Source organism: sulfur-oxidizing endosymbiont of Gigantopelta aegis (assembly GCF_016097415.1).
Taxonomy (GTDB): Bacteria; Pseudomonadota; Gammaproteobacteria; order GRL18; family GRL18; genus GRL18.
This window is the reverse complement of record NZ_JAEHGE010000001.1, coordinates 2,664,928-2,687,842: the sequence shown is the minus strand read 5'-3', so window position 1 is coordinate 2,687,842 and position 22,915 is coordinate 2,664,928. Positions and strand designations below refer to the sequence as shown.

The following is a 22,915-nucleotide window of genomic DNA, read 5'->3' as shown; positions in this document are numbered from 1 at the left end:
GGTCAACCATTCGCACGGGTTATGGCTCTGAAAATGTCACACGTCTCAGGCGATTTGGTATTGGATTGATAATCTATTGAATGTAAAACAAAAAGAATGGTGCCCAGGGCCGGAATCGAACCGGCACGGTGTTGCCACCGAGGGATTTTAAGTCCCTTGCGTCTACCAATTTCGCCACCTGGGCAAACAGATGTGTTTGGAGCGGGAAACGAGATTCGAACTCGCGACCCCGACCTTGGCAAGGTCGTGCTCTACCAACTGAGCTATTCCCGCAACAATATTTTTAAAAAAAATTTTAAAAATAATTAGTCAAGAAAGTTTGTTTTTGTATGGAGGCTGAACCCGGAGTCGAACCGAGGTCCACGGATTTGCAATCCGCTGCATAGCCATTCTGCCATTCAGCCACATAAACAAATACTACACAATATAAATGTGAATTTTAACATATATAAGTGGAGTGTTTTTCTTGGTTAAAACTTGAAACTTTTATTGGTAAAAAAAGTTTTAGTTAAAAATCAAATTGGAGCGGGAAACGAGATTCGAACTCGCGACCCCGACCTTGGCAAGGTCGTGCTCTACCAACTGAGCTATTCCCGCTTTGTTTTGATGGCGTGTATTTTAACGTTTATGTGAGCTATGTCAACGGTTTTTTTAAATAAAAAGATTTATTTATCTGGGCTTGAAAATTATCGTTCTTTCAGTGTTGGCAAGGCTGCTGAAATGTAGTCTACCATTGACCAGAGTGTTAAAAAGACTGAAATATATAGCAATACAAAGCCCACATCTGCTAAAGGAATACCGAACATGGGCTCTTCATAGATCAGCCAAATAAGAGCGGTCATTTGAGCAGTGGTTTTGATTTTGCCAATAATAGACACGGCAACACTGTTTCTGGAACCGACTTCTGCCATCCACTCGCGAAGTGCAGAAATGGTAATTTCACGACCGATAATAATCACCGCAGCCATGGTCATAAAGATGGGTGGATAATCGGTAGGGTTTTGATCGACCAACAAAATCAATGCCACGGCCACCATGACTTTATCGGCAACGGGGTCTAAAAAAGCACCAAAGGCTGACGTTTGATCGAGTTTTCTGGCCAAGTAACCATCAAACCAGTCAGTAATGGCGGCAATCATGAAAACCCAGGCCGCCGCCTGATGTGCCCATTCAAAGGGTAGGTAAAAGCATACAACGAATACGGGAACCAGTATAATTCGAAATGAGGTCAATATATTGGGAATGGTGTATTGCATAAGAATTTTAATGCTCTTTATTGATGAAAATGGTCATATATTTTTTGCGCCAGTGCTTTGCTAATACCATTTATTTTAGCTAAGTCTTCTATGCCGGCACGAGTGACAGCTTGTAAGCCACCAAATTGTTTCAATAATTGTTGCCTGCGTTTTGGCCCTAAACCGCTAATTTGTTCTAATTGAGAGGTTTTTCTGGTTTTCGCACGTCGGTTTTTATGTCCGGTAATGGCAAAACGATGTGCTTCGTCCCGAATATGCTGGATCAGGTGCATCGCTTTTGAATTAGCAGGGAGTATAACTTTCTCATTTGTCTCAGACAAGAGTAATGTATCAAGTTCTGCCTTGCGCCCTTCTCCTTTGGTGATGCCAATAATTTTTACCGAGGTGATTTCTAGCAACTGCATCACTTCCCGTGCCTGTTTCACCTGCCCTTTACCGCCATCAATGACCAATAAATCCGGTAATTTAGCTGTCGATTTTTCATCTCGATGTCGATAACGGCGCGTTAAAGCTTGATGCATGGCAGCATAGTCATCGCCTGGGGTAATATTGTCTATATTAAAGCGTCGATAATCACTTTTTAGTGGCCCTGACTGATCAAAAACAACGCAGGATGCGACCGTGGCTTCGCCGGAACTGTGGCTGATATCAAAGCATTCCAAGCGTTCTGGCAATGAGTCCATTTTCAGTGCATCTTGCAAATCTTCAAAACGCTTTAAGACACTAGCACGATTGGATAAGCGACTCATTAATGCTGTTTGTGCATTGATTTGAGCCATTTGTAGCCATCTAGCCCGCTCGCTTCTCACTTTGTCTCTAATTTCAACTTTGTGTCCCGATTGTTCATGCAGTATGCCTTCAATAATAGCGCGGTCATCAAACGCATGGCTCACCAGTATAGTGTCGGGAATAAAGCGGTCAGATTGAGTGGTGCTGATGTAAAATTGGGCAATGAATGCTGACAACAGCTCAGAAATACTTTGATGCTGGGCATTTTTGGGAAAAAAGCTCTTATTTCCCAAATTTAAACCATCACGGACAAAAAATAATTGGATACAAGCAACCCCTTGCTGATATTCAATGGCAATAATATCTAAGTCACCTTTTTCATTGCTGACGTATTGTTTTTCTTGCAAGCGTCTTAGGCCGCCAATTTGGTCACGATGCACAGCGGCTTTTTCATATTCTAAGTTTTGTGCTGCTTGCTCCATGCCATTGACTAACTCATCAATTACCTGATTGCTTTTGCCTTCTAAAAACAATACGGTGTGACGTACGTCTTCGGCATAGTCCTGCTGTGAAACCAAGTCCACACAGGGGGCTTTACAGCGTTTGATTTGGTATTGCAAACAAGCTCTGGAACGATTTTTATAGAAACTGTCTTCACATTGACGCACAGGAAACAATTTTTGCAAGAGGTTTAAACTGCTCTTCACCGAATGTCCATTGGGATATGGGCCAAAGTAACGGCCTTTTTTATTGCGTGCCCCTCGATGAAAGGCCAAGCGTGGGAAGTCATCCTGATCGGACAAAAAGATATAAGGATAGGACTTATCATCACGTAACAAGATATTGTAGCGTGGTTTAAGGGTTTTGATCAGGTTGTTTTCGAGTAGTAAGGCTTCACTTTCAGTATGGGTGATAACGATTTCAATGTTAGCAATCTGCCCCACCATAACGGTTGTTTTGGGTGATTGGCCTGCTTGCCTGAAATAGCTACTGACTCGATTTTTTAGATTTTTTGCCTTACCGACATAAATCACTATGTCATTGCGATCTATCATGCGATAGACGCCAGGTCTTGTGGTGAGATCGGCTAAAAACTCAGCCAGCTCGAATTGTAGTTGGGGAAAGGCTTGTTTGGGTTTATCGCACATTTAAAGGCTTAAGGAACGGAATTAAACCGTATCATCAATCAGACCGTATTGCATCGCTAAACGGGTTAATTCAACATCATTGGAGACATTAAGTTTATCAAATAAACGATAGCGGTAAGTACTGATGGTTTTAGGACTTAAATTCAATTGTTCAGAAATTTTTTGTCCTTTCATGCCCTGCATACTCATCATCATGACTTGCATTTCACGCTGTGACAGCTTGTCAAAGGGATTTTCGTCTTCAGGTTGTACGTTCATTGCCATTTTTTGAGCAATATCAACACTCACATAACGACGACCATAAAATACTTCTTTAATCGCATGGACAATTTCTTCAATATTGCAGCCCTTGGTCAAGTAGCCCATGGCACCGGCTTTGAATAATTGTTGTGGGAATGGTTCGCTGTCATGGACGGTGACGACAATGATTTTTAGGTGTCGATCTTTTGCAATGAGACGACGGGTTGCCTCCATGCCACCAATACCGGGCATATTGAGATCCATCAACACGACATCGACGTGTTCATTTTTAGTGAACTCAATGGCAGCCTCACCTGTTTCGACTTCTCCAACGACTTCAAGACCATTGATATCGTCGATTAAGCGTCTTATCCCTGTTCTGACGAGTTCATGGTCATCGACCAGTAACACTTTTATCGTAAGCGCTTAACGAACAGCGTTCTTTACCTTTTCCAATTCTGATTTTTTAAAATTCCAGGGAAGCAATGCTTCCAGCTTTTCAACCGTATCCGCATAAGGTAATTGGGTTAATACATAGACCATATACGCATATGGCTCAATATCATTGGCCTTAGCGGTTTCAATAAAACTATAATGAACTGCACTGGCATGTGCACCCTTTGGCGTATCTGAAAATAACCAGGCCTTTCTACCCACGCAGAATGGACGGATAGCATTTTCTGCCAGCACATTACTGATATTCAACCGACCATCTTCACAATAAACAGTCAGCTTAGGCCATTGATTATCAATATAGGTGAGTGCTTTTCCTGTCAAGCTGTCGTTCGGCACTTTGCCCAGGGTGTTATCGACCCATGTTCTTATTTTCTCAAGAAGCGGCAGGCTCTGTTTCTGACGAACCTTAAATTTTTCATTAACACTGGCTTCTTTTATCTCACGCTCAATTAAATACAGCTTATTGATATGGGCCAGTGCCACATCGGCTTTTGTAGGCTTTTGATTGCTCTTTTTCTTTGGTTGTGCCGTCTGAGAATCTTTGAATTTACGGCGAGTGTGATCCCAGCAGCCGACCGATGTGGCATTATTTTGTGCACACACGGCATTGTAACCGGCATAGCCATCGGTTTGCAGATAGCCGCTAAAGCCATCAAGCAGGCGCAGTGGTACTTCCTTCTTACGAGAAGGATCGTATTCAAACAGCACACTGGGTTGTCCAGGTGGCCCGCCACGACTGACCCACATGTATTTGTTCGAATGAGCACTGAGTCCCGGCTCTTTTAATACTTTGAGCACCGTTTCATCCATTTGGATGATGTCACCCGACAGTTGATGTTCTCGCATGAGGTTGATGAGCGGCTGGAACTGATGAGCCAGTTTAATAGCCCAATTGGCCATGGTGGCTCGGGTTATATCGCCGCCATAGCGTGATAATATGCCTTCCATTCGATACAGAGGCAAACCATCGGCATATTTTGAGATAATGATGTGTGCCATCAGGTGAATACTGCCCATTGATTTAGGTAATGGATGTTTTGGCATGACCGCAGCTTTCATTGAACGACTGTCTGTGTCATTGGTGCCTGCAAAGACGGCTTTTTCCTGGAAGTATTCCAGTATTTGGACTTTAGCTGGAATGATATCCAGCTCTTCTCTGACTTTAGTGTAAAAAACCTCAATGGCACCGGCTTTTTCTTCATCTGTCAGATCGATGAAGACAGGGACTCTTGGAATAGTCTTTGAGAAAGGCTTCCTGCCTGTTTTTTCTTTCTTCTTAGGCGAAGTGGTTTTAGGTTCAGGGAGCCCCTCATCGTCAGCCGCCTGCTCAGCTTCATCAAATAAGCGTTCCTGACCATCACTTTTTTCACTGCTGGGTGCAAAGCGTTTACTACGAGCCAGACGAAGGGCTTCTTCCAGTATTTTTATACGGTGGTTTTTCTGTTCAATGACACTCAACAATTCATTCTTGTCCGCGTGTGAAAAAGCGGAAAATATAGAGTCGTTTTTGTGGATTCAGCCTTGTTTTGCATGGCTTTATTATAACAAAAATAGACTAAAAAGTACTTAAAATACAGACTCATAATGCAATTTCTTATGCGGTTTCATGACACTGATATCATAGCCGTCTAATAGCCAGTTGATTTGTTGTCCGGTGATATTCATCAGGTCATCTTCACCCTTTGGCCATTGAACTTTTCTTCTGAGAGACTTTTGTAATAGAGTACAAAACCGGTATTATCCCAGAAGAGGCATTTAATTTTATTACGCTGACGATTGGTAAAGGCATACAGATGGCCTGCAAAGGATTATGACCTAATTCACATTCAACAATGGCACTGAGGCCAATAAAACTTTTACGAAAATCAACAGGCTTCAGATAGAGATACACCTGTGGCAGGCTGAGTGATGGACGTATGGCTGACTTCATTGGAACAGTCCTGCTAATTGTTTTACCAGCTGTACATTATCGGCAGTCACTCCTTCAATGCGTAGCTGATTGGGTAATTCTACAATTAATGCTGAGGTGCGGGCTGAATAGTGTTTCGGGGAGGATAGTTGAATAAAACCATTCCCCTTTGTCATCGCACTGGTTTGCGTTGTTGCACCCAGCAACTTACGCTTGTAATAGCCAAAACGTTTGATGGATAGCCCATGTTCCTGACAATAGGATGCCTGGCTGATACTGTTTTCATTCCATTGATTAACGTGGTCTTGCCAAAATTGTTTTGAGTTGGCTTGGGTTTCTGGTTTCATTGATATGTCTCATAATTAATCGATGGATTGATTATGAGGCAGGGGAGATATTTTTTGAATAACGCTAGATGGTTAAGCGCTTACCTTTTATCACTGAAATCCTCCAGGCTTTATTATTAATGTTGCCTGTTACTTTATCCTAAGCTATGTATGGGTGGATGTACTCAGTATTGCCTAAATGAAGAAAAAACACAGCAATAAACCCCATCTCCGTTATAGTGAAAGTTTAACTTGTTTAGAGGTAAGATGCTACAGCAAAAGACCTGCATAAGTATTCACTAACATTATATTTTAATTTTTATGTGGTATTACTAAAAGGAACGATGAAATAGTTTTGAAATAGATTCTATTTTCATAGGATGAAAATAATAGCTTTTTCTTGGCTCATTATTGTTTATTATTTTTAAAATAACAGCTTTTTAAAATAATGGCGATGGGCGAGGGAGTCGAACCCCCGAACGGGATAAACCGTTGCTGGTTTTCAAGACCAGTGCATTCAGCCACTCTGCCAGCCCACCGTCGAAAAAGTGAGGCGATTATAAACAACCTTTTCAAGTAATACTAGCCTAAATGTAAAAAAAATGAATTTTCCTTGATTTGTATTGTCATAGATAGCATGTTTAAGTCATAATTGCTTAATTACTACGTTCGTATACAGACTGCACATTAAATACAGTCTTTACAGTTTAAAGTACAGATTTGTGTATCCACGTATTACTAGCGTTTTTTACTAAAAAAGAAAAGCCAGGAGGCTAATCAATAATGAATCGTCCAGTAGAGTTTGCACAACCGCAATCAGCTGTTCTAGAAACCAATAAAGTACTTAAAAATACTTATGCGTTACTTTCTGTCACTTTACTTTTTAGTGCCTTAACTGCTTTCATTTCAATGCAAATAAATATCGGTGGCTTTATGCCTCTGGTGGCAACATTTGGTGCACTAGGTTTAATTTGGTTTGTATTACCTCGTACAGCCAATAGCGCAGCAGGTATCGCAGTGGTCTTCGGCATCACTGGTTTACTGGGTCTTGGCCTGGGTCCAATGCTCAACAACTACTTACAAATGGCCAATGGCAGTCAATTAATTATGACCGCTTTAGGCGGTACTGGTGTGATATTCCTAGCATTATCTGGATATGCACTCACCACACGTAAAGACTTTAGCTTCATGGGCGGCATGTTAGTCGTTGGTATGGTTCTGGTATTAATTACAGCGCTGGCCAATATCTTCATGGAAATCCCTGCACTGTCTTTAGCATTGTCAGCAGCGATCATCCTAATCATGAGTGGTTTCATCTTGTATGACACCAGCCGTATCATCAATGGTGGTGAGAAAAACTACATCATGGCAACAGTGGGCTTATATTTAAGTCTGTATAACATCTTTGTTAATTTGTTGATGTTATTAGGTGTCATGTCAGACGACTAAGTCTGTCCCTGCATTTTACCTTCCCTTTCTATCCTCAACAGCATAGAAAGGGAATGGTAAAATACATTCCCCTCAATTTTATCAGAGACAACGTTTTATGGATTGGATGAAAATTTTTTCCGCATTACTGATTGTAATGATGCTTGTTTACATTGTTCCCCGTGCTAAAGACATGATTAAAAACAGTCCTAAAGCATCCAGCAATGATTTGGTGTCTGTCTTAATACCTCTTGCGCTTGTTGCCGGTTTTGTTTTTTTACTGATTAAATCTGTCTAAGCCCTTTTCTCCCTTTGTTTTACAATTCGCATTCCCTGTTTCCGTTGTTAGCATTTGATATGAAAAGTTAGCATTTGATATGAAAAAATTCAGCAAACCCACATCCGAAGCCGAGCTGGAAGCACGAGTAAAAGCGCTTGCGGGGCAAACATTGGCTCAATTAGCACTGAATATCCACTGGACAGTACCGGACAATCTCAAACGCGATAAGGGTTGGATAGGTCAACTCATTGAAGTCCATTTAGGTGCATCAGCCGGAAATTTATCCGAGCCTGACTTTCAAAATCTAGGCATTGAATTAAAAACCATCCCGCTCACAGCACAGCACAAAGCCAAAGAAACCACCTATGTTTGCGTAACTCCCTTGCTCAATAATATTGGTTTAAGTTGGGAGGACTCCTGTGTCTTTCACAAGCTATCCAGAGTTCTCTGGCTACCGATAGAGGCCGATCCGGCTATTGCTATTGCTGAACGTCGAGTGGGCAAGGGCTTTATCTGGTCGCCGTCTGAACAACAAATGGATGAGTTACAACGCGACTGGGAAGAATTCATGGAACTGATCAGCCTAGGACAGGTAGAAAGTATTACCGCCCACATGGGTGAATCATTACAAATTCGCCCCAAAGCGGCCAATAGTTCGGTCGTCACTACCGGCATCGGTGAAAATGGTCTGAGAAAACAAACACTTCCTCGAGGCTTTTACCTCAGAACAAGCTTTACCAATCGGATTTTACAAGCAATTGTTCAGTCTTAGCACATTTGATTAAACTGGTTTTTCTAAGCTGTTTTCTAAGTTAAAGCCCGGCAAGCTATCTTCAAAACCAAAATCATGCAAATCAGTCAGTTGTTGTGGGTATAAAACCCCCTTTAAGTGATCAATTTCATGTTGAATAATCCGTGCATGAAAGCCCGTCACCGTTTTTTCTAAGAAATCTCCTGTTGGTGACTGTGCCCGATAAGTAATTTGAGCAGCACGAGCAACCTTACCTCTTAAACCAGGCAAGCTCAAACAACCCTCCCAGGCACTTTCCTGCTCATCTGAGGCTGCAATAATGGTCGGATTAATCAGCACATTCAAAGCAATACTCTCGGCCTGTGGGTAGCGTTCATTCACATCCACCTCAAGCACCAGTATTTGTTTGCTCAAACCGATTTGCGGTGCAGCCAAGCCCACTCCCTGATAATGTCTCATCGTATCAACCATATCAGCTATACTAAGGGCTAAAGTCTCATCCTGAAAATCAACCACAGGAGATGCGACTAAAGCCAATCGGGGATCACCCATTGTTACAATTTCCAGGATACTCATTTATTTATCCATCTATTTCTCAAATTCACTAATTTAGTATAGCTTTCCGCGAGGCTATTTAGCATAATATATCGCTTAATAAACGAGATCATTAAACTATGCACATTCTGTTAAAATATGGACGTTATTTACTGCTATTACTCTGCGCCAGCACCTCGCTTCAAGCAGAAGAAACAGCCAATACGGACGTAGCAACTGAAAAGAAACAATACTACATCGTTGAAGTCATCCTTTTTCAACATTTGAATGAACAAGGCAAACGCGATGAACGCTGGAGTCGCCCCGATCTTTTTGATGGGACATTCAATGACAATACAAATGAAAGCTCATTGAATAAAAACATTGGCACAGCACAAACAATAACTGACAATCAAACACTCACTGATGACAGCCCGGCATTAGCCGAATATGACCTACAAAATAAACGTTTTTTAGCCCTTAGAAATGACATCGCAGCCATTTCAGCAGAAAACTACAAACTGGCCGAATCAGCTGCTCATTTGCGTTATTCACCTAACTTTAAACTTTTAGCACATTTTGGCTGGACACAACGTTCACTATCAAAGCACCAGGCACTACCCATTAAAATCATCTCAAATCAATTTTCTGATAGTTTAATCCCTAGCGGTGAAATAAAATTATATGTCTCACGCTTCCTACACATGCAAGTTGACCTAAAAGCCTCTCGATGCGAATATTCATCTGAACAAACCAGTCCGACTATAGAAAAAGCCAGTGATGCCGCTTTAGATAAGCAATTAGAAAATGGCACATCGCAACTCGAAACGCAAAATACAGATGCAATAAATGACAACAACTCATGCACCAACCAAGTCTATTTATTTAAGCAAAATCGAAAAATGCGCAGCCGTGAATTACATTATATCGACAACCCAGTTTTTGGCCTGCTAGTCTACGTCACCCCCTTTACCAGCGGCGGCGAAACACAACAACAACAACAACAACAACAACAGTAGAATAAACCTCAAATCCGAGTCTATAAATAAAACTGAGTCTCTGAATGCGGTGGCTTTATTTCGCGCATTGATGAAATCTTAAGCGAAATAAAGCCACCGCATTCAGAGACGGATTAATCACTCATTAAGCATCCAAGTCCCAGCCTTCGATTTAACTCTTATTTAAAAGAGCCACAAGAAGCCGACGAACCTGTTTAAGCCCATCAGTAATATTCTTTTCAATCACATCCATAGTAATCAACTCATCACTGAGTCCTGCTGCCCAATTAGCATTCACACAGATAGACACATAATCAATCCCAAGCTCACGAGCCAAAGCTGCCTCCGGCATACCTGTCATGCCCACTAAATCGCAACCATCACGTTTGAGACGTTGTATTTCCGCTGCTGTTTCAAGCCTAGGGCCTTCAGTGGCAGCATAAGTCCCACCTTTTATAATATCAATCCCCTCTTCCTGAGCTGTAGATAAAACCAACTGACTGAGCGCTTCGTCATAAGGGTAAGAAAAATCAATATGTGTAACCGATGTTAAATTAGTTTCAAAAAAAGTATTCACACGATGAGTAGTATAATCAATAATTTGATCAGGCAATGCCAAGCTCCCCGGCACCATGTCTTCACGAATGCCACCCACAGCATTAACCGAAATAATCGTATTGACACCCGCCTCTTTAAGCCCCCAGATATTAGCACGATAATTGATCATGTGAGGGGGAATACTATGCGCATGACCATGTCGGGCTAAAAAAACAACTTCTTCAGATGTTGCATTATCAGCCTGTTGTTCATCAATCAGACGACCAATACTTAAAGTCGATGAAGCCTCACCAAAAGGAGTTCTGGCAATTTCACGACGTACTATTTGCAGATTTTCCAGCGCCGTCAGTCCAGTCCCACCAATAATACCAAAGTGCTTTTTTGTCTTACTCATTTACATACCCTTAACTGCATAAATACCGGAGACATTTCTTAACATGCCTTTATAGTCCATACCAAAACCAAACACATAGCGATCAGGAACTTCTAAAGCAATGAAATCAGCCCCCGTATTATTTTTTCTGTCATGTTTTTTATTCACCAATACTGCACTATAAACTTGTGCCGCACCTTGTTCATGACAATAGCTTTTTATGTGCTCCAGCGTAATCCCTTCATCATGGATGTCATCAACTAATAACACCGTTCTATTTTTTAGGGGAATTTTAGGGGATGCCAGCCATTGCATTTCACCCCCCGAAGTTTTATCGCGATAGCGCGTGGCATGTAAATAATCAACCTGCAAAGGGAAATCTAGCTCAGGTAATAATAATCCCATCGGGATCATGGCACCATTCATAATACCTATAACAATTGGATGACTATCGGCTAATTCATCTTTAATTGAGCGAGCCATATTGACAATGGCCCGCATTACTTCTGACTGTTCAAATAAACAATCAGCGTCGGCTTTGACCTGTTCACTATGGTGAAAAAGTTGTTTTAAATCAGACATATTTTTTCTTTAGTCAGCTTTATATTAATAAGTAAACTTGATTACCCATAAAGCTCCGCCATTTTTAGGAGCTTTCCATTCATAGGTGGCGTTTTCATCGCCACGCATAAAAACCTTGGCATCATGTCTTTTAAGTTAAAGCGTCTATTAAACCGATAACAAAATTCAGCAAGATACCGAGGTAAATGTTTTGAGTTAATGGAATGATAGCTTCCCTTCATAGAGTTTTTAATATTACCTATCATAGTGTTAACCCAGATAAACTCAATTTATCAACACTTGCCGCACCACCACCCGTGACGATTGGAACATGCTTACAGTCAGCTTCTTTAACCGCAGGAAAACAATTTAACCCATCTGAGTAAACAGTACTTCCAGGTGTTAAATGAGTTTGTGCCCATCGTTTTATTTCACTGGATTTAAACCCTTTAAGCACATTTAAATTCATTGCAATCGGGTGTCCATCTTCATTAGTAGAAACGGCTGCAACGAACGGTGTTTTATTTTCTGAACCACGACCTCTGGAGCCGCCTCTGTGCTCACCACCCCCAGTAGGCATCATCAATTTGAATGATGCCTGATAAAGGTTTACTGTCATCACGTTCTTTCATAACCTGCATGATCTTTTGTTTCATACTCCAGGCTGTATTGTAGCTTACCTTAAGCTGTCTCTTTAATTCTAATGCTGAAACCGCTGTCTTCAATTGAGTCATAAGATGAATCGCTAAAAACCACTTAGATAAAGGCAGTTTGGTACTATCAAATATTGTCCCACAGGTTGCTGATGTCTGATGATGACAATGGTGGCACTGATAAAGATGGCGATGTTCTAGAGTGCAATAAGTCTTATTGCCACACTCTGGGCAAACAAATCCATCAGGAAATTTCCATTTAAATAAGGCTTGTCGGCACTGTTTGTCAGTGCCATAATCATTAAAAAGCTCAAATAAACTATAACCTTCTTGAAACTGAATTTTATTTTTTGACATCATTCTACTCCACACATAATCTATACTTTAATTATAGTATAATTATAGTATAATTATCGAAATATGGCGGAGCTTTGTGGGTAATCAAGTAAGTAAAAGTAACAGTATTATCATCCATGGCTTCAGAAATAACATACGCGCCACCAATGGTTTCAGAGACCTCGGGGATTAAATCATCACCCCAAAGATCCAGCGTGGGGGTACACACTTTAAACTTAACACCAGCCTCATAGGCTTCACGAATATAATCATAAACCGTTTGTTTACTATCCGGTTTGATAAATAATTTTTCTGCCACACCACGGACAGCGAGTTCACCCGAACGCCCCGTTAAAATAACTTCCACTTCATATTCCATCGCAGCTGCCACCGTTGCCTGAAAAAAAGGCGCTCCTAATTCAGTGCCGTTATTGGGATCGGTGTTAACCATGATAATGAGCAACTTATCTGCCATTATTACTCCATATATTATTTGTTGATAGGGTTATTGATGCCATCGTTATTAATACCAAGGCTATGATTATTCGAACCTAAGTCACCATTAAGATGTAAAGTCGAGGTTGGAAAAGCAACTTCTGCACCATGCTTTTCAATGATTTGCAAAATTTGCAATAACACATCCTGCTTAACCTCATGATACTTAATCCAATTGGTTGTCTTAGTAAAAGTATAGATGAAAAAATCCAAAGATGAGGGGGCAAATTCATTAAAATTAACCATCAAGGTTTGCCTACTATCAATTTCATCATGATTTTTCAGCATTGCTCGCACATCATTTAAAATGACTTCCAATTTAGCGCTATCATCATAGCGTATACCAATGGTTTCTTTAATGCGTCGATGAGTCATGCGTGATGGGTTTTCCACTGAAATACTGGCAAAGGTGGAATTTGGCACATAGAGGGGGCGCTTATCAAAGGTACGAATGATTGTCAGTCGCCAGCCAATACACTCTACTGTGCCTTCTATACTGCGATCAGGTGAACGAATCCAATCCCCTACAGCAAAAGGTCTGTCTAAATAAAGCATCAGTCCACCAAAGAAGTTCGACAACAAGTCTTTTGCCGCAAAACCAATGGCCATGCCACCAATTCCACCAAAAGCCAGCACACCAGAAACACTGACACCCAATTCTTGCATCATGATCAATGCACCGGTAATAACAACCGATACACGAAACAATTTGGTAATTGCCTGTACCGTCGTGACATCATAATTGTCTTCTTTTTGACGGCCTATTTTAATCAGATTGCGTTCCACGCGAATAATTAAACGCAACACAAACCAAGTGAGTATCACTATGACACCGACTTGTCGGGTGGGTTTGACCAGGTTATCAAAGATACTGACATTGTTGGCATCCGCCATCACGTTGGCAGCAATGGTAATGCCCCACAGCCAGATAAATGCCGAGATAGGTTTGGCTAGGGATTCAATTAAGGCTTCATCCCAAGGATTTTTGGTGGTTTTTAATTTCGTGTACAGTTTATGAATCATGCGCTTTTGGAAAAAATTGAACATCAATGCAATGACAATGATCAAAAAAGCTTCCGTGACCCACAGCCCATCACCCCGTAAAAATTCCAATTGTAACAGCCACTGTTTTAACTCAAACTCAGCTGATTCCATAAGTACTCCTTATTGATTTATGAAGTGGTTTAGTTAGCATAATCCTAAAAAAATCAGTTGAACCTACTGCGACCGCCTTATGTACTGAATCTTAAGGATTTTCCAGAACATTTTGACTTCACCCGTAGGGTGACTACGAATAAAGCCAAAATAACCTGTAAAACTCTTAATCTTCAGCACCTAAGTCGCTCTCGCTACGATTCAACTGATTATTTTAGGATAATTAGTTGGGTCAAGTAGGTTCATCGATGGCTCATCAACATACTTATCCAGCATGGCTTTCACTTCTTTCCAACGTGGTTCTTTCACCAGTTCATCACGCGTTTTAGCCTGCTTGTGATGTAAATGCGCTAAGCGCAGACTCGATGCCGGATTTTCATAACCGTGCAGGCTTTTGACCACATCCCAGGCTGCTGCACGGTTATTGCACACTAGGATCATGTCACAGCCGGTCTCCAAAGAAACTTTTGCTCGTTGCGGATAGTCACCGGCAATGACTGCCCCTTCCATGGATAAATCATCACTGAAAATAGCACCCTGAAAATGCATTTTATCGCGTAAAATGGTTTTCATCCAAAAACTGGAAAAACCAGCTGGCTGCGGATCAACTCGTGAATAAATCACATGTGCCATCATCAGGGCATTAATGCCCGCATCAATCATGAATTGAAAAGGTTTCAAGTCATCCATTTCAATTTCCCGCATGGGACGCTCATCAATAGGCATGGCCACATGAGAATCGGCGGCAATCGAACCATGACCGGGAAAATGCTTGCCCGTAGCCAGCATACCAGCTTCGTTCATACCGGCAATAAAAGCCTGAGCGATTTTCCCTACGACAAAGGGATCACTATGAAAGGCACGATCACCGATCACTGAACTGATTCCCTTATCAATATCCAACACCGGTGCAAAACTGATATCTACACCGGTTGTACAGACTTCACTGGCCATTAGCCAGCCGCAATGTTGAGCCAGTTCCAAGGCTGTTTTTTGATCAGCATCATATATTTCACCAAAGCGTCGCATCGCAGGCAAAATGGTAAAGCCATCTTTAAAACGTTGCACCCGCCCGCCTTCTTGATCCACGGCAATTAATAAGCGTGGTTTTTTTAGGCTTTGTATGTCAGTCACTAATTGTTCTAATTGTGCGAGCGAGTGATAATTGCGACTAAAAAGAATCACCCCGCCAACCAAGGAATCCATTAATAAAGCCTTGTCATCTGCAGTCAGTTCTTGACCTGCAATGTCCACCATAACGGGACCTAATGTCATATTTATTTCCTTAAAACGCTGTCATTATTGTTGTCACTATTCTCAGATACGCAATTAACTTTTTACATCCAATTTATCCCGTACTGCATCGCCGAGCAGATTAACGGCTAAAACCACCAGCATCAATGCCAAACCCGGTGCTAAGACCATGTGTGGAGCCATCAAAAGATATTGACTACCATCACGAATCATACTGCCCCATGAGGCTTCTGGGGCTTGTACACCCAAGCCTAAGAAAGACAGTCCTGCTTCAGCAATCACCACACTGGCAATGCCAAAGGTAAACTCAATGATTAAGGGCGCAACAATCAACGGTAGGATATGAAAGCCAATAATACGTGCATGAGAAGCACCCAATGCTTTGGCTGACTGCACATGTTCACGTTGTTTAATGGCCATCACCTGTGCTCTGGAAAGCCGTGCATAGCCCACCCAGCCAACAACACTCAAAGCAATAATCACATTACTGATACCCGGCCCCATTAAGCCTGCTAAGGCAATGGCTAATAAAATCCCCGGAAAGGCCATAAAAATATCTATCACCCGGATAATAAAGTGATCCCAATGACCGCCAACATAGCCACTGATCACGCCAATAGCCGTGCCCAGTAGCAAAGAAATAAATATCACTCCGAACGTCACTAAAAAGGAAGTGTAAGCCCCTGTTAGCAAACGATCAATGATAGAGCGTCCTAAATCATCATAGCCCAGAAATGAAGTAGAATCACCCATCTGTAAGATTTTTTCTAGGGCAATTTCATTGGGCTGTAAATTCATAAAGGGTACGCTTATAACCATCAATAGCCACAGACCTAAAATACCTAAGGAAAAGTACAGTTTCATTATTATTCCTGCCCCTTATCCATGCTCTAGTCTGATGCGCGGTTCCAGCATGCCATAGGCAATATCCGTCAGCGTATTGATCACGACATAAGTGGTACTGATCAATAAGATACAAGCTTGCACGACGGGATAGTCACGCTTTTGAATCGCTTCTATCGTGAGTTGCCCAAGTCCGGGCCAGGAGAACACAATTTCGGTAATAACGGCTCCCGCCAATAATGCACCGATTTGCAAACCGATCAATGTGATCACCGGCAATAGCGCATTGCGTAATGCATGCACGCCAATGATACGCAGTCTAGAAAGCCCTTTTGCCCGTGCCGTACGAATATAGTCCTCGTTTAAGACTTCCAATAATGAAGCGCGAATCATCCGAGACAACACTGCGGCTAATGCTGTGCCAAGTGTTAATGCCGGCAAAACCAAAGAGCCAATACCACTCTTGCCACTCACGGGAAACCAACCCAGAAACACTGAAAACAGTAGAATTAATAAGGGACCCATGAGAAAATTGGGAATAGACACCCCAAGCAAAGAAAAACTCATTGCTCCGACATCAAGCCATCGATCTTTGTTCAGCGCGGCAAGAATCCCCAGTGGAAAAGCGATGATAAAAGCGACCCCTAGTGATGCAAGCGCCAATTCGATGGTCGGCCCCATTCGGCTGGCAATTAAATCCACAACGGCCTGTTTAGAATGTAAGGACGTGCCCAAATCCAAATAAAGCAAACCTTTCAGGAAAGAAAAAAACTGTTGCCATAATGGTAGATCCAAGCCTAAAGCATGACGTAATGCCTCTCGATCAGCCCCGCTTGCTGATTCACCCAACATCACCTCTACTGGATCGCCCGGTACGATGTGAATAAGCAAAAAAACCAGACAAACTACTCCCAAGATAACGATCAAGGCACTGGCAAGACGACTAAGAATATAATTATGCATCTGGGACGTTGTTCGCTATGTCATGCTCTTGAGCAATACTGGAAAATTTATCTTCGCTAATCAGCACAGCAATGCCCACATCAATGCGATCAAAGAGCTCAATCATGTCTGAGTTACGCATTTTTATGCAACCATGAGAGCTAGGAATACCCATGGGATGGCTATCAGGGCAACCATGAATATAAATATATCGCCGCATCGTGTCCTGAGTGCCAGAACGATTAAAACCTGGTTCTAGGCCATTAAGCCAAAGAATACGGGTCAATATCCAGTCTCGCCCCGGATGCTCTGCTTGCAGGTGTTCAGAGTAAATTTCACCAGTGGGTCTACGACCCACAAAAACGGTATTTTCAGCACAGTGTTGGCCGATTTTTGCCCGCACACTATGCCAGCCTCGTGGTGTGCATTCACTGCCAAACTGTTCACCCGCACCATTTTTCCCAGTGGCAATACTGACATCAAATTCAATTGAATCATTATCTATCAATAACAGCCTTTGTTCTGCTATCGAAACAAACACATAGCGTGTCGGTTTTATGAGTGAAGTATTTTTATTGTGCATAGATGCTTCAGCCTAATCCTTTTGCTTGTTGTTTATTTTGTTTGTTTTGTTTAAGGAGCGATAAACGTTCTTCAGGCCATCATAATTACCATCATGAGAAACCTGATAGCCGTGAATATTTTTACGATAAAAAGCAATATTATCTTCATACCATAAGGATACATAGGGTAATACTTGATGCAATTCCTGTTGCAGGATTTGATATAAATTTGCCTGCTGTTGCAAATCCATTTCTTGTTCCGCCAGTTCTATCATTTGGTCAATTTTTGGGTTATTTAAACGTCCCCGATTTGCCCCTTCAGGGGGTAATGAGTGACTATGAAACACCTGCCGAAAAACATCCGGTGTCTTTATGCCCACCCAGGTTAAGCTATACATTTGAAACTGACCATTTTTAATATCACCATAAAATGTTCCCCAGTCATAACTGCGTATTTCCACATCAATAAAGATATCTTTCAACTGACTTTGGATAATCGTTGCGATACGAATACGAAAAGGATCACTGGATGTTTTATACACTAATTTGAGATGCTTTTTTTCTGAATAACCCAGTTCCAACATCAAAGCCACTGCCCGAATCGGATCATAATCATAGCTTTTTAAGCGTGCTCCTGCCCAATGCTGAGCAGGGAAAAAACCATTGGCTTTTTGCGCGGCATTACCTAAAGCATACTGAATAATTTTATCCCTATCCAAAGCATAGGCGATTGCACTTCTCAGCTTTTGTTGCCCGGTATCTTTATCCTGCAAGTTAAAGCCGAGATAACTATAGTTAGCACCTGACTCAGTTAAAAATTGAATTTCATCCGAACTTTTTAGAAAAGCAATGTGTTCAGGTGGTAAATCATTCTGAATTAAATCCAATTCACCTCGGAGAAGTTTTAACACTCGCACCGTCGGATTTTTTACTTTAAGAAACTCAAATACTTGCTGATCAGATTTTCGTCGTAAAAATAACTGTCCGTCAAACGGCCAACGAAGAAACTCAAATTGACCACTACCAATCGGTTGTTGATTAAAAGTATGTGCTTGTTTAAGCGCATCAGCGGGTAAAATACCCACGGCTAAAAAAGCTGGGAAAAGAGGATCTGAACGGGTTAAAAAGAAATCAAGCGTACGCTCATCCAATACCTCTATGCGTAAAATATGCTTTAAAGCATTGCGATGGGGGGAGGCGGTTTTTGGATCGAGCAGTGCATCATAAGTCGCTTTGACATCGTTTGCAGTCAAAACGTGGCCATGATGAAAAACCGATTTTCCCGTTAAAGTAAAACGATAATGTTTTGCATCTAATAGTTTCCAGGTAGCAATGCCGGGAATAGGCTTATTATCTGCCCCGAATTCAACCAGACGTTGATAAATGAGGCGATTAATACGGGCAGAAGTCGCATCAGTAGCCTGAAGCGGATCCAATGTGACCGGCGCACTGGTCAGGCCAAAACGAATAATATCCGCCTCCGGCTCATCATGCTGTTCATCAGTACATGCAAATAATATGAATAGAAAAAAGAAACTGGGAATGATGAGCAAAATCCGTTTAATCACAGTGTTTCTCCATTAAAAGCAATCCCTCAATAAAAACTAATTTTATACGAACTATTTCGGGACAGATCAAATAAGCCCTTTATTTTTACACTTGTAGGATGTGGTGAGGAACGAACCGCATCAAAAAGGTTTGTTTAAAGCCATTGATGCGGTTCGTTCCTCACCACATCCTACATTTGAAGTGCAAAGCAGGTTGATCGGGTCCACTATTTCTTTACAAACTATTTTTTCATAAACAAGGCAATTGATTCCACGTGAGAAGTATGAGGAAACATATCCATCACCCCAGCTTTCACTAATGTATAACCATTCTTATGTACCATAATTTCCGTATCACGCGCTAGGGTCGAGGGGTTACAAGACACATACACTACCGTCTTAGCGCCAAACTTAGGAAGATATTCGACAATCGCCATTGCCCCACTACGCGCTGGATCAAGCAAAATACAATCATATTGCTGTTGCGCCCATTTCATCGTGGCGAAATCTTCAAATAAATCCGCAGCAAAATAATCAGTATTTACAATGCCATTTCTCAAAGCATTCTCTTTGGCTCGAATCACTAATTCAGAACTGCCTTCAACTCCCGTGACATGCGCCACTTGGCGAGCAATTGGTAGGGTAAAATTCCCTAGGCCACAAAATAAATCCAAGACCTTATCATTTGCCTTGGGTGCCATTAATTCCAGTGCCAAATCAATCATCTTACGATTAATTTCCATGTTCACCTGAGTGAAATCAGTGGGACGAAAATAATTAACAATATCATATTCCGGCAAGGCATAACTGAGTTCTTGAAAAGTACCCTCAGTCTTATTATCATCGTCTTCCAGCGGTGGATATAGGCGAATAACAGTATCAGGCCCTTTAGATTGCAGATAAATATGCAGGGACATTTTTTCTGCATAGGCTGATATTTTCTGCAAATCCTCTTCCGTAAATGCGGCTAGGTGACGCACAATAAACGCCCCTTGGTCATCACCATAGGCCACTTCAATTTGTGGAATTTGTTTATAGATAGATAAAGATAAAATTAATTCAGACAAGCCCCTTAAATGTAGCCCCACATCAGGGTGTAGTACTTTACAAGTCTCAAGTTCTGCCAGAAAATTACTGTGTTTTTCCCGAAAGCCAACCAGCATTTTATCTTTTTTGACCACAAAGCGTACGCCCAATCGCGCTTTGGTACGATAGCCCCAATGTGGACCACGCAAAGGCTCAAGCACCGTTTCAGGTTCAGACTTGCCCAAATGCTTTAGGTTATCCAGCATAATTCCCTGCTTGAGGAGAATTTGCTGATCGTCAGCCAGGTGCTGCAAGCTACAGCCGCCACAATAAGAAAAATGCTCACATTCAGGCTCGACTCGTAAGGGCGATGCCTTAATAATTTCGTGTACCTTGCCCTCACCAATATTTTTGCGTTTATTAGTATAAATAAAACTGATTTCTTCGCCTTCTAAAGCACCATCAATGAAGACAGTCATATCATCCACATGACAGACCCCCTTACCATCATGACTGACTGATTCGATAGTAACTGTGATTGGGTCTTGAGGTAATTTTGCTCTACGTCTTCTTCTGGCCATAATTGCTTTTTTGCTGAAACTCTTTGATTAGGGAAAGGGGTAAGTAAAGCAAGAATTTTAGCAGAATGGCAGATATTTAGGAATAAAGCAGGCTAATTAAAGAGATTTAATCCTCTTTTTCAGCGACGATAGTTCAAACCTGATGATTTTTGTGCCATTATTAATAAAGAAACGACTTAACTATTCCAACCACAAGGATTTATACCATGTCAGTATTGAGCAAATCATTTTATTCAATTCTTGCTTCTGCCCTACTCATTAGTCCTCTATTAGTTTCTGCTAGTAGTGATAATGATGACAATAAAACACAGAAAGCACCCATTCACTGGTCCTATCAAGGTGATACGGGCCCTATCCACTGGGCTGAGCTTTCCTCTGAGTTTCTTACTTGTAAACAGGGCAAGAATCAGTCTCCGGAGAATATCAGCCGTGCCGTCAAAGCCAAACTCAAACCCATCGCATTTGATTATGCCATGTTAGTGCCGGAAAATATTGTTAACACGGGGCATTCAATTCAGGTTAATATTCGTTCTGGGGGCAGTATAAAATTTGATGACAAAGAATTCTTCTTGAAGCAATTTCATTTTCATAGCCCCAGTGAAAATCAAATTGATGGCGTCAGCTATCCTTTAGAAGCGCATTTTGTGCATGTGAGCGATGACAATGAATTAGCCGTTGTATCACTCTTGTATCAACCTGGTTTAGATAACCTTGCCCTGCTTCCATTACTGAAAAATATGCCGATGAAAGTCGGTGGTTCATCACGCCTAAGCGCTCAGGATACACAATTATTTGAGCGTAAAAAAGCAGTAAAAAATTACTTTCGTTACAATGGTTCTTTAACAACACCACCGTGTACCGAAGGCGTCACATGGATTGTCATGCAGTCCAGACCGGGGATGTCTCAACGTCAGCTGAATGTGTTCAGGACAGCGCTACAACACCCTAATAGTCGTCCGGTTCAACCCTTAAATGCACGTACTGTACTTAAATAAAGAGTGCTTAAATAAAGAGTGTCCATCCGTTTATTCTAGAATTATTTGATAATTTTGACCGTAGGGTGGGCACGCTTTTTGTGCCCACGCTGAAAGTGTACATAATAAGCGCTTGAGTCAGCGTGGGCAGATAAAGCCATGCCCACCCTACGGTTCTTTATATAAAAAACCTATTTACGGATAGGCACTAACTCTCTAACGCTGATCTAGCCCGATTTTAAATCAACAATAACTGCAGTCACATTGTCCTTGCCACCAGCAGCATTAGCCGACTCAATCAAGATTTGGCAGGCTTTATCAGGCTTAGGATTGTCTATTAATATCTGAGCAATCTCCTGTTCACTCAGCATATCAGTCAAACCATCAGAACACAGCAATATTTTTTCTCCCGACCAGATAGACAAGGTATTCACATCTGGATTCGGGGCAAGCTCCATGCCCATATACTGTACTAATTGATTTTTCCCGGGGTGTGTTAAGGCATCTTCTTCTGTAATCGCACCCGCCTGTACTAAATCTCTCACTAAAGTATGATCACAGGTTATTTGGGATAAAGTCTTATCTTTTAACAAATAAGCACGGCTATCACCTAAGTGCACCACATAGAGTCGATCTTGTAAGAACTGCACTAACACCAATGTTGAAGCCATGCCGCTATAGCTGGCATGATGCTGACTTTCCGCTAACAAGCGATTACTCAAATCGATCACTGCCTGTCGTAAACAGACTATGACCTCATCATGTTTAAATAATCGCTGTTGCTCAAGACGTTGCTGTATTAAAGATGGCAACACTTCAAGCACCAGCATTGAGGCAATATCACCCGATGGCATACCACCGACACCATCAGCAACAAAAAACAATCCTTGCTCAGGCAATAGCGCATAATTATCTTCATTCTTGTTACGCACCAGTCCAGGATCAGACAGACCGGCATATGCTTTAATGTTAATAACAGATAATAAATTATTAGTCATA

24 protein-coding genes, 5 tRNA genes and 1 pseudogene are annotated in these 22,915 nt (G+C 41.6%); 5 read left to right on the top strand and 25 right to left on the bottom strand.

The window, feature by feature from the left end:
• Positions 1–97: 97 nt before the first annotated feature.
• From JEU79_RS13530 to JEU79_RS13475, 12 genes are all read right to left on the bottom strand, one after another.
• Positions 98–184: transfer RNA gene (locus JEU79_RS13530), tRNA-Leu, on the bottom strand.
• A gap of 13 nt (positions 185–197) precedes the next feature.
• Positions 198–273 (bottom strand) — tRNA-Gly (locus JEU79_RS13525).
• A gap of 57 nt (positions 274–330) precedes the next feature.
• Positions 331–404, bottom strand: a tRNA-Cys gene (locus tag JEU79_RS13520).
• A 117-nt stretch (positions 405–521) separates the two neighbouring features.
• Positions 522–597, bottom strand: a tRNA-Gly gene (locus JEU79_RS13515).
• A gap of 89 nt (positions 598–686) precedes the next feature.
• The gene (pgsA, locus tag JEU79_RS13510; protein ID WP_198264524.1) at positions 687–1,256 is read right to left on the bottom strand and encodes a CDP-diacylglycerol--glycerol-3-phosphate 3-phosphatidyltransferase; all 570 of its coding nucleotides are present in this window, start codon (positions 1,254–1,256) and stop codon (positions 687–689) included.
• A gap of 17 nt (positions 1,257–1,273) precedes the next feature.
• Positions 1,274–3,133 carry an excinuclease ABC subunit UvrC gene (gene uvrC / locus JEU79_RS13505; RefSeq protein ID WP_198264523.1) on the bottom strand — a complete coding sequence of 620 codons (1,860 nt, stop codon included), beginning with the start codon at positions 3,131–3,133 and terminating at the stop codon, positions 1,274–1,276.
• Between the two features lie 21 nt (positions 3,134–3,154).
• Positions 3,155–3,790 (bottom strand): UvrY/SirA/GacA family response regulator transcription factor, encoded by a 636-nt coding sequence (uvrY, locus tag JEU79_RS13500; protein WP_198266009.1) that lies wholly within the window; start codon positions 3,788–3,790, stop codon positions 3,155–3,157.
• 9 nt (positions 3,791–3,799) lie between these two features.
• Positions 3,800–5,290 (bottom strand): IS66 family transposase, encoded by a 1,491-nt coding sequence (gene tnpC, locus JEU79_RS13495; RefSeq protein WP_246540285.1) that lies wholly within the window; start codon positions 5,288–5,290, stop codon positions 3,800–3,802.
• Between the two features lie 105 nt (positions 5,291–5,395).
• Complete coding sequence (locus tag JEU79_RS13490; RefSeq protein WP_198262440.1) at positions 5,396–5,494, bottom strand: IS66 family insertion sequence element accessory protein TnpB; 99 nt, start codon at positions 5,492–5,494, stop codon at positions 5,396–5,398.
• Positions 5,494–5,589 carry an IS66 family insertion sequence element accessory protein TnpB gene (gene tnpB, locus JEU79_RS28645; RefSeq protein WP_425511173.1) on the bottom strand — a complete coding sequence of 32 codons (96 nt, stop codon included), beginning with the start codon at positions 5,587–5,589 and terminating at the stop codon, positions 5,494–5,496. The genes JEU79_RS13490 and tnpB overlap by 1 nt, the downstream gene beginning before the upstream one ends.
• Before the next feature lie 166 nt (positions 5,590–5,755).
• Positions 5,756–6,085, bottom strand: a complete 330-nt coding sequence (gene tnpA, locus JEU79_RS13480) for an IS66 family insertion sequence element accessory protein TnpA (protein WP_198263342.1) — start codon at positions 6,083–6,085, stop codon at positions 5,756–5,758.
• 428 nt (positions 6,086–6,513) lie between these two features.
• Positions 6,514–6,603 (bottom strand) — tRNA-Ser (locus JEU79_RS13475).
• A gap of 244 nt (positions 6,604–6,847) precedes the next feature.
• Here JEU79_RS13475 and JEU79_RS13470 point away from each other — a divergent pair.
• The 3 genes from JEU79_RS13470 (at position 6,848) to mutH (ending at position 8,544) form a co-directional block, all read left to right on the top strand.
• Positions 6,848–7,513 (top strand): Bax inhibitor-1/YccA family protein, encoded by a 666-nt coding sequence (locus tag JEU79_RS13470; RefSeq protein ID WP_198264522.1) that lies wholly within the window; start codon positions 6,848–6,850, stop codon positions 7,511–7,513.
• Positions 7,514–7,610: 97 nt separating this feature from the next.
• Positions 7,611–7,790 (top strand): hypothetical protein, encoded by a 180-nt coding sequence (locus JEU79_RS13465; RefSeq protein ID WP_198264521.1) that lies wholly within the window; start codon positions 7,611–7,613, stop codon positions 7,788–7,790.
• Positions 7,791–7,869: 79 nt separating this feature from the next.
• A complete protein-coding gene (gene mutH, locus JEU79_RS13460; RefSeq protein WP_198264520.1) occupies positions 7,870–8,544 on the top strand; it encodes a DNA mismatch repair endonuclease MutH in 675 nt (224 codons plus the stop codon).
• Positions 8,545–8,553: 9 nt separating this feature from the next.
• Here mutH and def read toward each other — a convergent pair whose 3' ends face one another.
• Entirely contained in the window at positions 8,554–9,099 is a 546-nt protein-coding gene (gene def, locus JEU79_RS13455; protein ID WP_198264519.1) for a peptide deformylase, read from the bottom strand.
• Positions 9,100–9,197: 98 nt separating this feature from the next.
• Between def and JEU79_RS13450 the strand changes: the two genes are divergently transcribed.
• Positions 9,198–10,076 carry a CsiV family protein gene (locus tag JEU79_RS13450; protein ID WP_198264518.1) on the top strand — a complete coding sequence of 293 codons (879 nt, stop codon included), beginning with the start codon at positions 9,198–9,200 and terminating at the stop codon, positions 10,074–10,076.
• Positions 10,077–10,227: 151 nt separating this feature from the next.
• Here JEU79_RS13450 and JEU79_RS13445 read toward each other — a convergent pair whose 3' ends face one another.
• The 11 genes and pseudogenes from JEU79_RS13445 to rlmD all read right to left on the bottom strand — a co-directional run bounded on the left by JEU79_RS13445 (position 10,228) and on the right by rlmD (position 20,942).
• Positions 10,228–11,007: an S-methyl-5'-thioinosine phosphorylase gene (locus JEU79_RS13445; RefSeq protein WP_198264517.1), complete on the bottom strand. Its 780-nt coding sequence runs from the start codon at positions 11,005–11,007 to the stop codon at positions 10,228–10,230.
• Positions 11,008–11,568, bottom strand: a complete 561-nt coding sequence (locus tag JEU79_RS13440) for a hypoxanthine-guanine phosphoribosyltransferase (protein WP_198264516.1) — start codon at positions 11,566–11,568, stop codon at positions 11,008–11,010.
• Positions 11,569–11,609: 41 nt separating this feature from the next.
• Positions 11,610–12,557, bottom strand: a pseudogene (locus JEU79_RS13435) (IS1595 family transposase).
• Between the two features lie 31 nt (positions 12,558–12,588).
• Positions 12,589–13,011 (bottom strand): DsrE family protein, encoded by a 423-nt coding sequence (locus tag JEU79_RS13430; RefSeq protein ID WP_198264515.1) that lies wholly within the window; start codon positions 13,009–13,011, stop codon positions 12,589–12,591.
• A 14-nt stretch (positions 13,012–13,025) separates the two neighbouring features.
• Complete coding sequence (locus JEU79_RS13425) at positions 13,026–14,186, bottom strand: mechanosensitive ion channel family protein (RefSeq protein ID WP_198264514.1); 1,161 nt, start codon at positions 14,184–14,186, stop codon at positions 13,026–13,028.
• 201 nt (positions 14,187–14,387) lie between these two features.
• Entirely contained in the window at positions 14,388–15,461 is a 1,074-nt protein-coding gene (nagZ, locus tag JEU79_RS13420; protein WP_198264513.1) for a beta-N-acetylhexosaminidase, read from the bottom strand.
• A gap of 54 nt (positions 15,462–15,515) precedes the next feature.
• Complete coding sequence (locus JEU79_RS13415) at positions 15,516–16,304, bottom strand: ABC transporter permease (protein ID WP_198264512.1); 789 nt, start codon at positions 16,302–16,304, stop codon at positions 15,516–15,518.
• 15 nt (positions 16,305–16,319) lie between these two features.
• Positions 16,320–17,246 carry a nickel ABC transporter permease gene (gene nikB / locus JEU79_RS13410; RefSeq protein ID WP_198264511.1) on the bottom strand — a complete coding sequence of 309 codons (927 nt, stop codon included), beginning with the start codon at positions 17,244–17,246 and terminating at the stop codon, positions 16,320–16,322.
• Positions 17,239–17,808: a L,D-transpeptidase gene (locus JEU79_RS13405; RefSeq protein ID WP_198264510.1), complete on the bottom strand. Its 570-nt coding sequence runs from the start codon at positions 17,806–17,808 to the stop codon at positions 17,239–17,241. Before JEU79_RS13405 ends, nikB begins: the two co-directional genes overlap by 8 nt.
• Before the next feature lie 12 nt (positions 17,809–17,820).
• Positions 17,821–19,356 carry an ABC transporter substrate-binding protein gene (locus JEU79_RS13400; RefSeq protein ID WP_246540283.1) on the bottom strand — a complete coding sequence of 512 codons (1,536 nt, stop codon included), beginning with the start codon at positions 19,354–19,356 and terminating at the stop codon, positions 17,821–17,823.
• 221 nt (positions 19,357–19,577) lie between these two features.
• Entirely contained in the window at positions 19,578–20,942 is a 1,365-nt protein-coding gene (gene rlmD / locus JEU79_RS13395) for a 23S rRNA (uracil(1939)-C(5))-methyltransferase RlmD (protein WP_198264509.1), read from the bottom strand.
• Between the two features lie 206 nt (positions 20,943–21,148).
• Here rlmD and JEU79_RS13390 point away from each other — a divergent pair, with 206 nt between their 5' ends.
• Positions 21,149–21,937 (top strand): carbonic anhydrase, encoded by a 789-nt coding sequence (locus tag JEU79_RS13390; RefSeq protein ID WP_198264508.1) that lies wholly within the window; start codon positions 21,149–21,151, stop codon positions 21,935–21,937.
• A gap of 206 nt (positions 21,938–22,143) precedes the next feature.
• On the opposite strand, the gene JEU79_RS13385 is transcribed toward JEU79_RS13390, so the two are convergent.
• Positions 22,144–22,914, bottom strand: a complete 771-nt coding sequence (locus JEU79_RS13385; protein WP_198264507.1) for a PP2C family protein-serine/threonine phosphatase — start codon at positions 22,912–22,914, stop codon at positions 22,144–22,146.
• Between the last annotated feature and the right edge of the window lies 1 nt (position 22,915).

Bases quoted from the DNA above. Each gene is read 5' to 3' on its own strand.
- pgsA (WP_198264524.1), bottom strand. From the start codon at position 1,256: ATGCAATACACCATTCCCAATATATTGACCTCATTTCGAATTATACTG.
- uvrC (WP_198264523.1), bottom strand. From the start codon at position 3,133: ATGTGCGATAAACCCAAACAAGCCTTTCCCCAACTACAATTCGAGCTG.
- JEU79_RS13490 (WP_198262440.1), bottom strand. From the start codon at position 5,494: ATGAATATCACCGGACAACAAATCAACTGGCTATTAGACGGCTATGAT.
- tnpA (WP_198263342.1), bottom strand. From the start codon at position 6,085: ATGAAACCAGAAACCCAAGCCAACTCAAAACAATTTTGGCAAGACCAC.
- JEU79_RS13470 (WP_198264522.1), top strand. From the start codon at position 6,848: ATGAATCGTCCAGTAGAGTTTGCACAACCGCAATCAGCTGTTCTAGAA.
- JEU79_RS13465 (WP_198264521.1), top strand. From the start codon at position 7,611: ATGGATTGGATGAAAATTTTTTCCGCATTACTGATTGTAATGATGCTT.
- mutH (WP_198264520.1), top strand. From the start codon at position 7,870: ATGAAAAAATTCAGCAAACCCACATCCGAAGCCGAGCTGGAAGCACGA.
- def (WP_198264519.1), bottom strand. From the start codon at position 9,099: ATGAGTATCCTGGAAATTGTAACAATGGGTGATCCCCGATTGGCTTTA.
- JEU79_RS13450 (WP_198264518.1), top strand. From the start codon at position 9,198: ATGCACATTCTGTTAAAATATGGACGTTATTTACTGCTATTACTCTGC.
- JEU79_RS13445 (WP_198264517.1), bottom strand. From the start codon at position 11,007: ATGAGTAAGACAAAAAAGCACTTTGGTATTATTGGTGGGACTGGACTG.
- JEU79_RS13440 (WP_198264516.1), bottom strand. From the start codon at position 11,568: ATGTCTGATTTAAAACAACTTTTTCACCATAGTGAACAGGTCAAAGCC.
- JEU79_RS13430 (WP_198264515.1), bottom strand. From the start codon at position 13,011: ATGGCAGATAAGTTGCTCATTATCATGGTTAACACCGATCCCAATAAC.
- JEU79_RS13425 (WP_198264514.1), bottom strand. From the start codon at position 14,186: ATGGAATCAGCTGAGTTTGAGTTAAAACAGTGGCTGTTACAATTGGAA.
- nagZ (WP_198264513.1), bottom strand. From the start codon at position 15,461: ATGACATTAGGTCCCGTTATGGTGGACATTGCAGGTCAAGAACTGACT.
- JEU79_RS13415 (WP_198264512.1), bottom strand. From the start codon at position 16,304: ATGAAACTGTACTTTTCCTTAGGTATTTTAGGTCTGTGGCTATTGATG.
- nikB (WP_198264511.1), bottom strand. From the start codon at position 17,246: ATGCATAATTATATTCTTAGTCGTCTTGCCAGTGCCTTGATCGTTATC.
- JEU79_RS13405 (WP_198264510.1), bottom strand. From the start codon at position 17,808: ATGCACAATAAAAATACTTCACTCATAAAACCGACACGCTATGTGTTT.
- rlmD (WP_198264509.1), bottom strand. From the start codon at position 20,942: ATGGCCAGAAGAAGACGTAGAGCAAAATTACCTCAAGACCCAATCACA.
- JEU79_RS13390 (WP_198264508.1), top strand. From the start codon at position 21,149: ATGTCAGTATTGAGCAAATCATTTTATTCAATTCTTGCTTCTGCCCTA.
- JEU79_RS13385 (WP_198264507.1), bottom strand. From the start codon at position 22,914: ATGACTAATAATTTATTATCTGTTATTAACATTAAAGCATATGCCGGT.